The sequence below is a fragment of the Bradyrhizobium sp. GW821-FHT13H06 genome, from assembly GCF_058803975.1.
This window is the reverse complement of record NZ_JBXAPN010000003.1, coordinates 431,008-445,400: the sequence shown is the minus strand read 5'-3', so window position 1 is coordinate 445,400 and position 14,393 is coordinate 431,008. Positions and strand designations below refer to the sequence as shown.

Here is a 14,393-nt window from a genome sequence, read left to right as displayed (position 1 = left end):
ACCTCGGCAACAACGGAGCCTTGAATGCGTATCGATGCGGTCTCGATCGGGAAAAACGTACCACACGACGTCAATGTCATCATCGAGGTCCCCGTGGGCGGCGAACCGATCAAGTACGAGATGGACAAGGAGGCCGGCACGCTGGTGGTCGACCGCTTCCTCTACACGCCGATGCGTTACCCCGGTAACTACGGCTTCATCCCGCACACGCTGTCGGATGACGGCGATCCCTGCGACGTCCTGATCATCAACACCCGCGCCATCATTCCCGGCGCCGTCATGAGCGTGCGTCCGGTCGGCGTGCTGTTCATGGAAGACGAAGCCGGCGGCGACGAAAAGATCCTGGCGGTGCCGTCGTCCAAGCTCACGCAGCGCTATGACAAGGTGAAGAGCTATTCCGACCTGCCGGACATCACGCTGCAGCAGATCCAGCACTTCTTCGAGCACTACAAGGATCTCGAAAAGGGCAAATGGGTGAAGATCCTGCGCTGGGGCGGCGCAGAGGAAGCGCACAAGCTGATCCTCGAAGGCATCGAGCGCGAGAAGAAAAAGAAGGGCTAGGTTTCTGTGCCCCGGACGCGGCGCAGCGTGAAACGATGCGCTGCTGAGCCGGGGCCCAGTACAGTGGCGCCATGGGTCCCGGCTCAGCGTCGCGTCATTTCATGCCGCGCCGCGTCCGGGACACGAGAGTTTACTTACACCGCCGGTTTCGGCAGCCCTGCGATCGCACAGGCTGCGCGCAGCGTGTTCACCAGCAGGCACGCCACCGTCATCTGGCCGACGCCGCCCGGCACCGGGGTGATCGCGCCGGCAACGCCAAGCGCTTCCTGATAGGCGACGTCGCCAACGAGACGGGTCTTGCCGTCGTCCTTCGGGATGCGGTTGATGCCGACGTCGATCACGGTCGCGCCCGGCTTCAGCCAATCCCCGCGCACCATCTCGGGCCGGCCGACCGCGGCATAGACGAGGTCGGCGCGCCTTACGAGACCCGGCAGATCGCGCGAGCGCGAATGCGCGATCGTGACCGTGGCATTTTCATTCAACAGCAGCTGCACCAGCGGGCGGCCGACCAGGTTGGAGCGGCCAATGACGATGGCGTTCATGCCCTCGAGCGAAGCATGCACGCTCTTCGTCAGGATGATGCAGCCGAGCGGCGTGCAGGGCGACAGCGCCTCGAAGCCGCCGGCGAGCCGGCCGGCATTGTTCGGATGCAAGCCATCGACATCCTTTGCGGGATCGATGGCGTTGATGACGGCTTCGGTATTCAGCCCCTTCGGCAGCGGCAATTGCACGAGAATGCCGTGCACGGCCGGATCGCGATTGAGCTTTGCGACCAGCGCCAGCAGGTCGGCCTGCGAGACGTCGGCCGGCAGCTTGTGCTCGAACGACGCCATACCCGCAGCCTGGGTCTGGGTGTGTTTTGAGCGGACATAGACCTCGCTGGCGGGATCGTTCCCGACCAGGACCACCGCAAGGCCGGGGATCAGGTTGTGCTCGCGCCTGACCCTGGCAACCTCCCCGGCGACCCGGGCGCGCAGCTCCGCGGCAATGACTTTTCCATCGATGATCCTGGCCGTCATGTCAGTTCCCTCAGTCTTTCGATTTGGCCGACACAAGCTGGCGAAGGGCCTCTCCGAGCCGCGCCGGATCGCCGTCGACCGCGATCTGCTTCAACCGTGAGGTAGCTCCGGATAGCAGTCTTACGCTGGCCTTGGTCACGCCGAGCGATTTCGCGAGGAGCACCAGGACGGCCTTGTTGGCCTCGCCGCCATCGGCAATGGCGCGCACCCGCACCTTGAGCACCGTACGCCCGTCCGAGAGTTGCTCGATCCCGTCGATGTCGTCGCGGCCGCCGCGCGGCGTTACCCTCAGAGCGATGCTGATTCCTGTGGCCGAGTAGCGCCAGGGATCTTTATGAGCTTCCTTGGCAACCAAAGGCGCTCCAGCGGTCTCAGATCACGTTCGGGTAGATGTAGTACAGGATCACCCGCTCAATGAACATGATGATCAGGATCAGGATGATCGGCGAGATGTCGAGGCCGCCAAGACTGGGCAGGAAATTGCGAATCGGCGCCAGGACCGGCTCGGTGATCCGGTACAGGAACTCCGCCACCGCCGACACGAACTGGTTGCGGGTGTTCACCACGTTGAAGGCGATCAGCCAGGACAGGATCGCGGAAGCGATCAGCAGCCAGACGTAGAGGTCGAGCACGATGATGACGATGTCGAGAACGGCACGCATGGCTTTTGAAAACTCTGGGTCGGTCGGGATTGACGGCTTTTGCTAGATATCGGTTCCCCCCGGCCCAAACAAGGGAAGTTCGGGCACCGGAATGGCTAAAACCGGGTTACGCCCGTCCTTGACTTGACCTTGGCGGGGACTTAAATGGCGCCCGGTTGTCGGCCGCATTCACCAGAGCGGCCAGCAAAGGGGCCATAGCTCAGCTGGGAGAGCGCGTCGTTCGCAATGACGAGGTCGGCGGTTCGATCCCGCCTGGCTCCACCACGCTTCGCCCTTCGGGCTACGCGTGGCGCTGCCGCGACGGAGCCCGAAGGGCGAAGCGTGGTGTCCGGCGAAGCCCGCAAGGCGAAGACGGGCTGTAGCTGATAGATCCCTCTACCTGCCCGTAAACCTCGGCGGCCGCTTCTCCATGAAGCTCGCGACGCCTTCCCTGAAATCACTCCCGTTCAACGCCACCATCATCTCCCGGTTGGCCTCGATCGTCGCCTCGGCAAGCGTCTGGAACGGGACCTCGTAGAGCTGACGCTTGATGACGGCCATGGCGCTCGGCGAGACGAAATCGGCGAGGTCGCGCGCATAGGCGTAGGTCTCCTCGCGCAGCTTCTCCGGCGAGCAGAGCCGGTTGACCAGCCCGATCCGCAACGCCTCCTCGCTCGATACGCGCCGCGCCGAGAGCAACAGATCCAGCGCATTGGCGTGGCCGACGATCCGCGGCAGCATCCAGCTGATGCCATGCTCGGCGATCAGGCCGCGCCGCGCGAAGGCGGTCGTGAACACGGTGTTGTCGGCAGCAAAGCGCAGGTCGCAATAGAGTGCGTGCACGAGTCCGATGCCGGCCGTGGCGCCATTGAGCATGGCGATCACAGGCTTCTTGATCGACGGATAATAGCCGTAGCGCGTCTGCCAATCCGGCCGGCGATTCATGTCGAAGGGCGGCAGGTTCGAGGCACGCCTGACGTCATCGGGGTCGAGCCCCTTCAGCGCATCCATGTCGGCGCCGGCACAGAAGGCGCGGCCGGCGCCGGTGAGCACGATGACGCGGACATTGTCATCGGCACTTGACGCTTCCATCGCGTGACGCACGTCGCGTTCCATGATCGGCGTCCACGCATTCATGCGGTCGGGGCGGTTCAGCGTGATGGTCGCGATCCTGTCGCTCACCTCGTAGAGAATGTGTTCGTAGGCCACGGCGCTCTCCCTTGTCGGCCGGCACGCATTGGTGCGTGCTCGTTTGCGGAGAGCCTAGCATATCCAGGGAAGAGGCAAGGACTTGCGCGAAGGCGCGAAAAGACTTGCGCGAAGACGCGATCACTCGGCGGCTTGCGCCAGCACCGGCCGGCGTGCGAGCCAGCCGTCGATGAAGTGATCGAGCCAGGCGCGCTCCGCGACATCGTAGACGGCACGATCGGCGAAATGATGATGCCGCTGCCGCGCACCGGGCGCGCTGAAGCCGTCATAGCCGCGCGTGGTCCAGCGATGCATCATCGCGTAGGTCACATCGGGGTGGAACTGCACGCCGAAAGCATTGCCGGTACGGAACGCCTGCACCGGAAAATCATCGCCTTCGGCGAGTAGCTCAGTGCCAACCGGCAACTCAAATCCCTCGCGATGCCAGTGATAGACCTGCGCCGGCCAGTGCGGACAGAGCGCATGGCCCGCAGCGGTCGGCCTGATCGGGTAATACCCGATCTGCGTCAGCGCCTCCGCATGGGGGGCGACGCGCGCCCCGAGCTGCATCGCCAGCATCTGCGCACCCAGGCAGATGCCGAGGAACGGCCGCTGCTCGCGGAGCGGAATTTCGATCCAGTCGATCTCGCGGCGGATGTAGTCATCGGGATCGTTAGCACTCATCGGGCCGCCGAAGATCACGGCGCCGGCATGCCGATCGAGCGTCTCGGGCAGGGGATCGCCGAAGCGCGGACGGCGGATATCGAGGCGATGGCCGAGCGCGCGCAGCGCATTGCCGACGCGGCCCGGTGTCGAGCATTCCTGATGCAGGACGATCAGAACCGGCCGCCGGGTTTCGGAGGCGGCGGCGCCCGGCGCCTTCCGTGGGAAGGCCACCACCTCTGCGCCACCAAACCTGTCCGTCCGGAACGACATGGCCTCTGCGAGTGCTATCGGTTCAGACCGCCAGCATAGCTAAGCGATGGTTAACATCGTGTGAGTTCGCGCACATACGCGCGATACTGAAGCAAACTCCGGGCCACTACGGGGCCTCTAGTGCCTGTGCCTTTGAAACCGGCTGGTCGCCGCAAGGATGAAGCCGCGCGGGAAGAAACGCAGCGCGAACGGCACAATCTTGATACCGAGACCAGGCAGCACTGCCCGCTTGTTGGCCATCAGGCCACGATATGCCTCCCGCGCAACTTCGGTCGCGGAGACGTTGAGAACGGCCGTATCATGTCCGGACCCAACGCCGGCGCGGGCCTGGAATTCGGTCGGCACCGGGCCCGGGCAAAGCACGGTGACGCGGACGCCGAGCGGTGCAAGCTCCGCCCGCAACGCTTCGGTGAAGGAGATCACATAGGCCTTGGACGCGTAGTACACGGCCATGCCGGGACCGGGCAGAAAGCCGGCGACGGAGCCGACATTGAGAAGGCCGCCCTTGTTCCTGATCAGCTGATCGGCAAAGCGCAGCGACAGATCCGTCAGGGCCCGGATGTTGACATCGACGATGCCGAGCTGCTCGACGCGATCGCGCTCGATGGCATCGCCGAACACGCCGAAGCCGGCATTGTTGACGAGATGGTCGAGCTCGACGCCTTCGGCTGCAAGGGCTGCCGCGATCGTCTCGCCGGCATCCGCTTTCTCGAGATCGCAGGCGATCACGATCGGCTTCTTGCCGCCCTTGGCAGCGAGCTCGTTCGCGAGCGTTTCGAGCCGATCCGCCCGTCTCGCGGTCAATGCGAGGCGGTGTCCATTGGCGGCAAACACACGCGCCAGCTCCATCCCGATGCCCGCCGAAGCACCAGTAATCAACGTCACCCGCTCAGCCACGATCGAAGTCTCTTGAATTCAACTATTTTAGCCCCGCAACGGCGGAACGAGAGCATAGGCCGTGCGCAACAGGCAAGCGGCACCGGCAGCATGGCCGCTTGAGCAGAACGACCGACAATGCAGAGAAGCCGTTGATTTGCAGGCGTATTCGGCGCAGGCGACGAACATATTAAACTTTCGTCATGTGCCCACGCGGGCCGCGATCCGCCGAGTCCAGTGCCGTCAACCGACGGCGCTGTCCTTGAGCTGTCCACCGGCACGCTCCGCGACCGCGTGCTTCAGCTCGATCCGGTCGCGCTGGGAAATCCCGAGCAGGTCGGAAGCACGCCAGACGACATTGTCTTCGAACTCGCTGACTTGGCCGTCGGCATAGACCAGCTCCCACATCATCCGGACGATGCGCCTGCGGCCCTCTTCGTCGAGCGAGCGCATGATGACGCTGGTGAAGTGATAGAGGTCCACCGCCTCGCCCTCGACCTGGGTGGCGTCCGCGATCAGACGATCCGCAGTGCCGCGATCGAGCCCGAAATGGCTCTCGATCAGGCTGTGCAGCTTGCGCTGCTCGGCCGCGCTCGGCTGGCCGTCCAACGAGACCACGTGGACCAGCAGTGCAGTGGCCGCCAGCCGATAATCGCTGTCGCCGAATGCGCGGTCCGAGGCTTGAGGACCGACAATGTCGGCGATGAATTGACGTAAGCCGTCGAGCATAAGGTCCTACCGAGATCGATGACAGCCGCAAGGAGCGCGGCTGTTACCAGCATTATATGAGAGGGAAACTCAACGGGCGCAATGTGCGTCAGTTCCGCGCGCTGCATTACGTTTCGGCAATCTCTTCATCGTCATTCCGGGGCGCGCAAACCCGGAATCTCGAGATTCCGGGTTCGATGCTAACGCATCGCCCCGGAATGACGATCCGAACTCACGGGATCTCGTACACCACCATCTTGTCGGCGATGCCGCGGAGCGCTGCCTGTTTCTGGATCGGCTTGATCGCGCGCTGCTCCAGCACCTCGGCGACCGCGGGAGCGTCCAGCACCGGACCGGTGATGTGGATCTCCTGCGCAGTCGACAGGCTCTGCACGCGCGCGGCGATGTTGACGGTCTGACCGAAATAGTCCTGCCGCTCGTTGAGCATGACCGCAAGGCAGGGACCTTCATGGATGCCGATCTTGAGAACGAGGTCGTTGGCGCCGCGCTGCTTGTTCAATTCGTCCATCGCCGCGCGCATGCGCAGTCCCGCGGTGATGGCGTGCTCGGGCCTGACGAAGGTCGCCATCACGGCATCGCCGATCGTCTTCACGACCGCCCCCTTCTCGGCGGCGATGATCTCCAGCAGTGCGCGAAAGTGCGCCCGCACGAGATCGAAGGCGTTGAGGTCGCCGACCCGCTCATACAGCGCTGTCGAGCCCTTCAGGTCGGTGAACAGGAACGTCAGGGACGTGATCTTCAGCCGCTGGTCGACATTGAGGTTGTCGGCCTTGAAGACGTCGCGGAACGTTTGGTTGGACAGCATCCGCTTGGCCGTCAGGATCGGCTTGCGCTTGCCGATCATCTCGTGCAACGCGTGGTCGGCAATCCAGACCGAAGGCAACACGCGATTGTCCGATTGGTTCTCGAGCATGAGACGCAACGGTCCGGGGCGCATCACGGTGGTCCCCGTCGGCGCCTCCAGCTTGTTGAACATGATCGACAGCTGCTGACGCTCGCTCGTCGGTTCGCCCTGAACGTCCAGGAAATGGGCGGAGTGGGTAACCGGCTCGAACACGATGATGAACTGGCTGGGCAAATTGAGCGAGAGGATCGCCTTCTCGCCGGCGGGCAATTCGAGGGCTTCGAGTGTCACCTCGTTGATCAGGCGGGAAAACGATTCATCGTTGATGTCGACGCCTGAGCTCCAGAACATCTGCCGCACATATTCCCAGATCGGCAACGTGTCGGGGTCATGAGCACCGATGCGGCGGACCCGCGGACTGACGGTGAAGGCCACCTCGACCATCTCGTCTACCGAGGCCTCGTATCCGGCGGCGCAGAGCGCGCAATTGTAGTCGTCGTGCTTCAACGACTTCAACGTGGCGTGCGCCCCCAGCACACCTCCGCAGCCGGGACACAGCACGTTCCAGCTCATGTCGAACAGGCCGAGCCGCGAAGCGTGCAGGAAGCCGGAAATGACCTTCTCCTGGTCGAGCCCGGTACGGTTGGCAAAATCCAGCGCATTGATCCGGTTGAGATCGCGATCGTGACCGTTGGCGATCAGCTGCGCGATGGCCTCCACCACAACGGGATCGGCGGTCTGCTTGAGAACGGAAAACTGGGCCTGGATGTCGCTCATGGCGGGGCTCTATCTAGGGTGGATCACGCCATCGGCCAGACGAGCGCCTGTCACCGACGCGTGATGCGGAACATGGGTGAGTGGTCCGGCTGGGTGGTGACGACGCCGAGCGGGATCACGGGATTCGCCGGGTCGGCAAGCTCGACACGGAATGCGCCGATCAGCCGGGCCAGGGCCAGCACGGATTCGGCCTGGGCAAACGGCGCGCCGATGCAGACGCGCGGACCTGCGCCGAACGGCAGGTAGGCAAAACGGTCAGGCGCCTCCTTCGACATGAAGCGCTTTGGAACGAACGCGTTCGGCTGATCCCACAGCTTCTCGTGCCGGTGCAGCAGCCAGGGCGCAATCATGATGATGTCGCCCTTGCCGATCCCGACACCGGCCGCGTTGTCCTTCTCGCGCGCGGCCCGCGCGACCAGGAAGGCCGGCGGATAGAGCCGCATGGTCTCGTCGATCACGGCGCGGGTGAATTTCTGGCGATCGATATCGGCCATGCTGTCGAGATGCTCTCCGCGGGTCTCGGACGCCACCTCCTCCTGCGTATCGGGATCGAGCGCGAGCAGATAGAGCGCCCAGAACAGCGCCGTCGCCGTGGTCTCGTGACCGGCCAGGATCATGGTCGCGACCTCGTCCACGAGCTGCTCGTCCGAGAAGCCCTTGCCGGTTTCAGGATCACGCGCCTCGTCCATGAGATCGAACAGGTCGCGCGGCGGCGCACCGTCCTTCTTGCCGGCCGCACGCCGTTCCGCGATCAGCATCGCGACGAATTCGGTCCAGCGCCTGCGGAAGCGCGCGCGGGCGAAATCCATCGGGCTCGGCCAGGATACCGGCAGCACCATATCGAGGAGATACGGGCGCCCCAACCGCGCGGCGTATTCCATGATGAAGTTGCGCAAGGTCGTACCATGCCGATCCATGCCGAACGAAAACATGGTGCGCCCGGCGATCTCGAGCGTCATGCGCTGCATGATCTCGCGCAGATCGGCCGGCTCGCCCGTTTGCGGATCGAGCTTCGCGATCGTCTCGTCGAGCACCGCCGTCATATGGGGAACGAGATTTGCGGTGGCGCGCGGCGTGAAGGCCGGCGCGAGGGTGCGGCGTTGAAAGGTCCAGGAATGACCTTCCGCGATCAGAAGGCCGTCGCCGAGCACCGGGCGCAGCATGCGGATGCCGGCCGGCGTGCGCGTATAGTTCTCGTAATTGCTGAGCAGAACGTGCCGGATCGCGTCCGGCTGGTTCAGGATGAAACTGTTGCGGAAAAAGAAGCGACCCAGGATGACCTCTTCCTCATAGGCGCGCTGCCCCCAGGTCGCGATCATGTTCTGCCGGACCACCGCGAGACGGCCGAAGAACGACATGTCGTCGGGCGCACGCGCAGGAGCCGGAGGGATGATGGGCCGACGCACGCTGGCGAAGTTCATGGCTCTCTCCCGCAGATGTGACGCAGCTAAACAGCTAGTAAGTCAGCTCGGCGATCGCAATCCTGTTCTCGGCGGCAGGCCAGGCGCGCGCCACGATCCGTTCTTCGCCGAATTGGGCCACGATGTTACGCCAGATCTCGCTGGCCGGAAGCCGCAGGGTTGCTGCCGCATCCGTGGGCACGCCCTGCTTGACGTCGGCCGGCTCCTTGCCATCGAACAGAACCACGTCCCGCGGCAGGCCGAAATAGCCGCGCGGCCGCGACATGATCACGACCGCCCCTGCGTCCTTGTCTGCCGGTCCGAGCGGTCGCGCAGGCCGCAGGTGCACGACGTCTGACGAGCGCGGGAACGGAGAGCGGTAGATGTGCGTCGTCGGCGCATCCGGCGAGGTCAGGACGAATTCGAGCGACCAGGCCGGATCGACCTGCGCCGGCCCCCAGCGGCCGTCGGCAGCGGTCTTTGCACTGTGCAGCGCACCACCCTTGCGCTCCCCGGTATTGGAATCGACACGGAAGACATCGACGGTTGCACCCGCGACCGGACGATTGGTCGGCACACCGCCTGGCATTCCCGTGACAAGCCCGCTCAGCTTCACGCCGGTCTCCGGCGCGATCGCGATGCGGGCGGGCTCCCGGCCGGCGATGAACTTGTAGATCTCGCGGAAGGCGCGAGGGTGAAACGCCACCTCGCGATGATCGAGCGCGCCGAGCGCGAGGTTGGTGGCGCCCTTCAGTTCGGGCCCCTCGGCGGTCACACCGGTCGGCGTGCCAGGCTTGCCGATGAAGCGGCCGTCAGCTTGCGCATATTTGTCCATGCCGTCGCTGCGCAGCGTCAGGAAGGCAACACCCGACGTCACCTCGCTCTCGCCCTCGTTCAGGCCGCGCAGGAATACGCCGCGGCCGTTGAATTCGTTGTTCGGCTGGTCATCGGTCGCGAACACGCCGTGGTTGGGCGTGCCGCACAGGACGGCGTGGCTGACATCGCCAGCGCCGCCGTTCCCGATGACGTTGCGGATCGCATAGCCGCCGCGCGAGCTGCCGACCAGGGCCACCCGCGCCGCACCGGTCCGGCGCTTCAATTCAGTGATGGCAGCGGCGAGCTCGCGGCGCTGGTCCTCGGTCGAGGAGCGGTTCGCCTGCTCGACCTTGTCATCGCTGCGCGCCAGGGGATCGGTGAAATTGATCGCCATCATGCGCTCGCGGGCGATGCCGTTTGATTCCATCCGCCACAAGGTCGTCATCCAGAGCGCGTCGTAATCGCCATTGCCGTGGACGAACAGGATCGGCGGCACCTCGGTGCTCGGCGGGACGCCCGGTGCGGTTTGGGCGATCGCGCCGGCCCGCATGCTCGCAACCGCGAAAGGCAGGCTGCCGGCTCCCAGCAGGATCGTCCGTCGCGACAGCCTCATCTGTTCCTCCCGGCAAAACCATGCCTTTGCACCGCTTATACCTGCCTAACCACTGGACAGCGAAGGACTTTCGCAGGCATCAGTGATCCGATCGGAATCGCTGAAGCTAGTTCTGACACCCGATATGGAAGGGGATATGACCGAGCAGACGAAACGCCAGACATTTGCCGGCGACGGCATCACCGCCCCGCTGCGGTACACATTGTTCCGGCGCATCTGGCTCGCCAGCCTGCTCTCCAATCTCGGCCTCCTGATCCAGGGCGTAGGCGCAGCCTGGGCGATGACGCAGATGGCCGCCTCGGCCGACAAGGTGGCACTGGTGCAGACCGCACTGATGCTGCCGATCATGTTGATCTCGATGCCCGCCGGCGCCATCGCCGACATGTATGACCGCCGCATCGTCACCCTGGTCTCGCTGTCGATCGCGCTGATCGGCGCGAGCGCGCTCACCGTTCTGGCCGGCCTCAACCTGATCACCCCCGAATTGCTGCTCGTCTTCTGCTTCGTCGTCGGCAGCGGCAATGCGCTGTTCGGCCCGGCCTGGCAGTCCTCGGTCAGCGAACAGGTGCCGCCTGAGGCATTGGCGTCCGCGGTGGCGCTCAACGGCATCAGCTACAACATCGCGCGCAGCTTCGGTCCTGCGGTCGGCGGCGTCATCGTCGCTGCGCTCGGCGCCGTGGCCGCGTTCGCCTGCAATGCGATCCTCTATCTGCCGCTGCTGGTCGTGCTGCTGCTCTGGCGCCGCAGAACCGAGCCCTCGCGCCTGCCGCGGGAAAAGCTCAACCGCGCCATGGTCTCGGGCGTGCGCTACATCACCAATTCGCCGCCGATCAAGATCGTGCTGTTGCGCACGCTGGTGATGGGCCTGATCGGCGGCGCCGTGATGGCCCTGATGCCGCTGGTCGCGCGCGACCTCCTGCATGGCGGCGCGCAGACCTACGGCATCATGCTCGGCGCCTTCGGCATGGGCGCGGTGATCGGCGCACTCAACATCCACGAATTGCGCAAGCGCATGAGCGGCGAGGCCGCGATCCGCGCCTGCACCATCTCGATGGCGTTCGCGATGGCCGCCCTTGCGGTGAGCAGCGAGCCGGTGCTGACGGCGACGGCGCTGGTGCTGGCCGGCGCGGTCTGGATGGCTGCGATCGCGCTGTTCAACATCGGCGTGCAGCTGTCGGCACCGCGCTGGGTCGCGGGCCGCTCGCTCGCGGCGTTCCAGGCCTCGATCTCCGGCGGCATCGCGATCGGCGCCTGGGGCTGGGGCCGTCTGACGGACTATGCCGGCGTCGAGATCGCATTGCTGACGGCGGCAGGCCTGATGCTGATCTCGCCGTTGCTCGGCATCTGGCTCACGATGCCACGCGTCGGCGCGCGCAACGAGGATGCGGACGTGCTGGCCGATCCCGAGGTCAAGCTGTCGCTGACCGGACGCAGCGGACCGCTGGTGGTCGAGATCGAATACCGGGTCGCCCAGGAGAACGCGCGCGCGTTCCACAACGTGATGCAGGACGTGCAGCTCTCGCGCCAGCGCAACGGCGCCTATGGCTGGTCGATCGCGCGCGACATTGCCGATCCCGAACTATGGACCGAGCGCTATCACTGCCCGACCTGGTTCGATTACCTGCGCCAGCGCAACCGCTCGACCCAGTCCGAACGCGCGCTGCATCAGCAGGCGATCGACTTCCACATCGGCCCCGAGCCGGTGCGGATCCGCCGCATGCTCGAGCGCCCGTTCGGCTCGGTGCGGTGGAAGGACGAGACGCCGGACCGCGCCGATGGCGAGGTGCTGCCGGTGGTTGCGACCGCTGCAGGCAGCAGCACGTAGCCTCTTTCAGACCGTAGCCCGTATGAGCGAAGCGACAGGCGGGGCCAAGCGTCCCGGATATCGCTGTGCTCGTCCGGGCTACGGGAATCATCACTGCCCGTGATCCGTCAGCACCTTGTCGCAGGCCTTGCTGAGGCGGGTGCGGTGCTGCTTCAAGCAAGCGAGCACGGCGCCATCGCCATTGTTCATGACGGCGCGGCAGAAGCGCGTGACGTCACGCGCGCAAGCGTCCTGGCCCAGCTGCTGCGCCGACGCGGCCGATGCGAACATGAGCAAAGGGATGATGAAAAGAAATCTGGTCATCGCGTAATGCCTCTTACCCGGAAAGATGTGCGGGCGAAGCTAGTGCGACGATCCCGGGGCTGCAACGGCTTTGTGGCCGGGCGGGACGAGCGCCGCCGCGGGGGGCTTCGGCTTGACGCCGGGGCACATCGCGAGGGGAGCTGACCGACGCAACGATCTCGGTTGCGCGTTCTTACTGCTTGTCCTGGGCGTCAGCGACCTTGCGCGAGGCGCCCTTGGCGAGGTTCTTGTCCATCACCGCGCGGCAGCCGGCGCTCAGGTCCGAGCGATGCTTGATCATGCACGCCGTGATCTTCGGGATGTTGGGGATCTCCGCCGAGCACAGGCGGAAGGCATCGCCGGTGCACATCTGCTGCGCCTCGGCCGAGAACGCGAAGCTCGAGCTCGTCGAAGCGATCGAGACGATGGCGGCAAAGCCCAGAGCCAGGCTGGTGTCGCGGATCTTGCTGGTAAACGACTTGGTGTTCAGAGACCTGGTCATTTGAAGCTCCCATTGGCTCCGCGCTAAGCGGGCCGGTTGTTGATGGGAGCCACGATGCTCCGGCAAAACCGTTTCCACTGTGATGACGCTCACGGGAGACCCATCATCTGTGATCCCGGTCACTTTGGCGCACCCCGTTGAAATTCCTCCACAGCCGCCGTCGTGTTGGTGTCACGTTAACTCTTACTTCGCATTAATGGCTGGTCGCGCGGAAAATTCCGCTGGTTTGGTTGCGTAATTGGAAAGAGTAGCGATGCGTAATGCGTTGGGCCTTATGCTGGCCAGTGTAGTTGCGGCGGTCGTGATCGCCGCCGGCGGTTGGTTCTATTATTCCGCGCGCGCCGACCAGGGCGCTCCCAAGACAGTTGCCGCTCGTGCCGCCGATCAACTGCCGGCACAGGCGAAGCTCTCCGCCAAGGATGACGTCGAGACCACCGCGACGATCGCGGCCAAGTCCACGGCAGCCGCTCCGGCAGCCGCGCCCGCCCCAGTCATGCCGATGCAGCCGAGACAGGCCTGCGCCAATCCGAACGCGCTGGGTGTGTCCCGCGTCGTCGAGATCGACACCACGGGCGGTCCCGGCTTCGGCTTCGAGCACTTCAAGCAGTTCGACTTCCTCACCGACAAGGAGGTCGTGCTGACCTTCGACGACGGTCCGTGGCCGGTCAACACGCCCGCGGTGCTGAAGGCGCTCGCCGACGAATGCACCAAGGGCCTGTTCTTCTCGGTCGGCAAGCACGCGACCTATCATCCGGAAATCCTGAAACAGGTGCTGGCCCAGGGCCACACGGTCGGCACGCACACCTGGTCGCACGTCAACCTCAACAGCAAGAAGATGACCGAGCAGCAGGTCAAGGACGAGGTCGAGAAGGGCTTCAGCGCGGTGAGATTCGCGCTCGGCACCAACCCGGCGCCGTTCTTCCGCTTCCCGCAGCTCCAGCACAATCCCGCGATGGTGACCTATTTCGGGACCCGCAACGTCGCGATGTTCTCGACCGACATCGACTCCTTCGACTTCAGGAAAGGTGCGACGCCTGAGAAGATCGTCGAGACCGTGATGACCAGGCTCGACAAGCTCGGCAAGGGCATCATCCTGATGCACGATTTCCAGAAGCACACCGGCGAAGCCATGCCGGCGCTGCTCGCGCGGCTCAAGGCCGGCGGCTACAAGGTCGTGCAGATGAAGGCCAAGGCGACGCTGCAGACGCTGCCCGAATATGACGAGGCGCTGATGAAGGACATGAAGGTGCCGACCGCCGGCACGAATACGCGTCCGATCGGAAGCGTGGTGCAGACGGTCTCGCAGTAGGCACTGCCATCCGTTCAGATAGGTTCAACCAGCGACATGGCCGGGCTTGTCCCGGCCATACACGTTCTTGGACCT

At 64.7% G+C, this 14,393-nt stretch carries 15 protein-coding genes and 1 tRNA gene; 4 read left to right on the top strand and 12 right to left on the bottom strand.

Features of this window, described 5'->3' with window-relative positions; translation table 11 throughout:
* The first annotated feature begins 24 nt into the window (after positions 1–24).
* Positions 25–561 (top strand): inorganic diphosphatase, encoded by a 537-nt coding sequence (gene ppa / locus AC1RQP_RS14555; protein WP_124161935.1) that lies wholly within the window; start codon positions 25–27, stop codon positions 559–561.
* Between the two features lie 134 nt (positions 562–695).
* Here ppa and folD read toward each other — a convergent pair whose 3' ends face one another.
* The 3 genes from folD to AC1RQP_RS14540 are packed head-to-tail and all read right to left on the bottom strand — an operon-like array spanning position 696 to position 2,242.
* Positions 696–1,580 (bottom strand): bifunctional methylenetetrahydrofolate dehydrogenase/methenyltetrahydrofolate cyclohydrolase FolD, encoded by an 885-nt coding sequence (gene folD / locus AC1RQP_RS14550; protein ID WP_492937474.1) that lies wholly within the window; start codon positions 1,578–1,580, stop codon positions 696–698.
* Between the two features lie 10 nt (positions 1,581–1,590).
* Positions 1,591–1,935, bottom strand: coding sequence for a DUF167 domain-containing protein (locus tag AC1RQP_RS14545; protein WP_239628780.1), 345 nt, complete (start codon positions 1,933–1,935; stop codon positions 1,591–1,593).
* Between the two features lie 16 nt (positions 1,936–1,951).
* The gene (locus AC1RQP_RS14540; RefSeq protein WP_018318966.1) at positions 1,952–2,242 is read right to left on the bottom strand and encodes a YggT family protein; all 291 of its coding nucleotides are present in this window, start codon (positions 2,240–2,242) and stop codon (positions 1,952–1,954) included.
* Between the two features lie 188 nt (positions 2,243–2,430).
* Between AC1RQP_RS14540 and AC1RQP_RS14535 the strand changes: the two genes are divergently transcribed.
* Positions 2,431–2,506, top strand: a tRNA-Ala gene (locus tag AC1RQP_RS14535).
* A gap of 111 nt (positions 2,507–2,617) precedes the next feature.
* Here the strand turns inward: AC1RQP_RS14535 and AC1RQP_RS14530 are convergent.
* The 7 genes from AC1RQP_RS14530 to AC1RQP_RS14500 form a co-directional block, all read right to left on the bottom strand.
* The gene (locus AC1RQP_RS14530) at positions 2,618–3,430 is read right to left on the bottom strand and encodes an enoyl-CoA hydratase (RefSeq protein WP_492937473.1); all 813 of its coding nucleotides are present in this window, start codon (positions 3,428–3,430) and stop codon (positions 2,618–2,620) included.
* A gap of 120 nt (positions 3,431–3,550) precedes the next feature.
* Positions 3,551–4,345, bottom strand: coding sequence for a glutamine amidotransferase (locus AC1RQP_RS14525; RefSeq protein ID WP_492937472.1), 795 nt, complete (start codon positions 4,343–4,345; stop codon positions 3,551–3,553).
* A gap of 117 nt (positions 4,346–4,462) precedes the next feature.
* The gene (locus tag AC1RQP_RS14520; RefSeq protein WP_492937471.1) at positions 4,463–5,242 is read right to left on the bottom strand and encodes an SDR family NAD(P)-dependent oxidoreductase; all 780 of its coding nucleotides are present in this window, start codon (positions 5,240–5,242) and stop codon (positions 4,463–4,465) included.
* 222 nt (positions 5,243–5,464) lie between these two features.
* Entirely contained in the window at positions 5,465–5,950 is a 486-nt protein-coding gene (locus tag AC1RQP_RS14515) for a tellurite resistance TerB family protein (protein ID WP_492937470.1), read from the bottom strand.
* Positions 5,951–6,161: 211 nt separating this feature from the next.
* A complete protein-coding gene (locus AC1RQP_RS14510; RefSeq protein WP_492937469.1) occupies positions 6,162–7,571 on the bottom strand; it encodes an adenylate/guanylate cyclase domain-containing protein in 1,410 nt (469 codons plus the stop codon).
* A 50-nt stretch (positions 7,572–7,621) separates the two neighbouring features.
* A complete protein-coding gene (locus tag AC1RQP_RS14505; RefSeq protein ID WP_492937468.1) occupies positions 7,622–8,992 on the bottom strand; it encodes a cytochrome P450 in 1,371 nt (456 codons plus the stop codon).
* Positions 8,993–9,026: 34 nt separating this feature from the next.
* On the bottom strand, positions 9,027–10,400 hold the full coding sequence (locus tag AC1RQP_RS14500) for a hydrolase (protein ID WP_492937467.1): 1,374 nt from the start codon (positions 10,398–10,400) through the stop codon (positions 9,027–9,029).
* A 136-nt stretch (positions 10,401–10,536) separates the two neighbouring features.
* On the opposite strand from AC1RQP_RS14500, the gene AC1RQP_RS14495 reads away from it, so the two are divergent.
* Complete coding sequence (locus tag AC1RQP_RS14495) at positions 10,537–12,225, top strand: MFS transporter (protein ID WP_492937466.1); 1,689 nt, start codon at positions 10,537–10,539, stop codon at positions 12,223–12,225.
* 90 nt (positions 12,226–12,315) lie between these two features.
* On the opposite strand, the gene AC1RQP_RS14490 is transcribed toward AC1RQP_RS14495, so the two are convergent.
* A complete protein-coding gene (locus tag AC1RQP_RS14490) occupies positions 12,316–12,528 on the bottom strand; it encodes a cysteine rich repeat-containing protein (RefSeq protein WP_492937465.1) in 213 nt (70 codons plus the stop codon).
* Positions 12,529–12,700: 172 nt separating this feature from the next.
* The gene (locus AC1RQP_RS14485; protein WP_492937463.1) at positions 12,701–13,009 is read right to left on the bottom strand and encodes a hypothetical protein; all 309 of its coding nucleotides are present in this window, start codon (positions 13,007–13,009) and stop codon (positions 12,701–12,703) included.
* A 253-nt stretch (positions 13,010–13,262) separates the two neighbouring features.
* Here AC1RQP_RS14485 and AC1RQP_RS14480 point away from each other — a divergent pair, with 253 nt between their 5' ends.
* Positions 13,263–14,318 (top strand): polysaccharide deacetylase family protein, encoded by a 1,056-nt coding sequence (locus AC1RQP_RS14480; protein ID WP_492937461.1) that lies wholly within the window; start codon positions 13,263–13,265, stop codon positions 14,316–14,318.
* Positions 14,319–14,393 lie beyond the last annotated feature (75 nt).

Bases quoted from the DNA above. Each gene is read 5' to 3' on its own strand.
- AC1RQP_RS14490 (WP_492937465.1), bottom strand. From the start codon at position 12,528: ATGACCAGATTTCTTTTCATCATCCCTTTGCTCATGTTCGCATCGGCC.
- AC1RQP_RS14485 (WP_492937463.1), bottom strand. From the start codon at position 13,009: ATGACCAGGTCTCTGAACACCAAGTCGTTTACCAGCAAGATCCGCGAC.
- AC1RQP_RS14480 (WP_492937461.1), top strand. From the start codon at position 13,263: ATGCGTAATGCGTTGGGCCTTATGCTGGCCAGTGTAGTTGCGGCGGTC.
- AC1RQP_RS14540 (WP_018318966.1), bottom strand. From the start codon at position 2,242: ATGCGTGCCGTTCTCGACATCGTCATCATCGTGCTCGACCTCTACGTC.
- AC1RQP_RS14515 (WP_492937470.1), bottom strand. From the start codon at position 5,950: ATGCTCGACGGCTTACGTCAATTCATCGCCGACATTGTCGGTCCTCAA.
- AC1RQP_RS14510 (WP_492937469.1), bottom strand. From the start codon at position 7,571: ATGAGCGACATCCAGGCCCAGTTTTCCGTTCTCAAGCAGACCGCCGAT.
- AC1RQP_RS14505 (WP_492937468.1), bottom strand. From the start codon at position 8,992: ATGAACTTCGCCAGCGTGCGTCGGCCCATCATCCCTCCGGCTCCTGCG.
- AC1RQP_RS14495 (WP_492937466.1), top strand. From the start codon at position 10,537: ATGACCGAGCAGACGAAACGCCAGACATTTGCCGGCGACGGCATCACC.
- AC1RQP_RS14525 (WP_492937472.1), bottom strand. From the start codon at position 4,345: ATGTCGTTCCGGACGGACAGGTTTGGTGGCGCAGAGGTGGTGGCCTTC.
- AC1RQP_RS14500 (WP_492937467.1), bottom strand. From the start codon at position 10,400: ATGAGGCTGTCGCGACGGACGATCCTGCTGGGAGCCGGCAGCCTGCCT.
- ppa (WP_124161935.1), top strand. From the start codon at position 25: ATGCGTATCGATGCGGTCTCGATCGGGAAAAACGTACCACACGACGTC.
- folD (WP_492937474.1), bottom strand. From the start codon at position 1,580: ATGACGGCCAGGATCATCGATGGAAAAGTCATTGCCGCGGAGCTGCGC.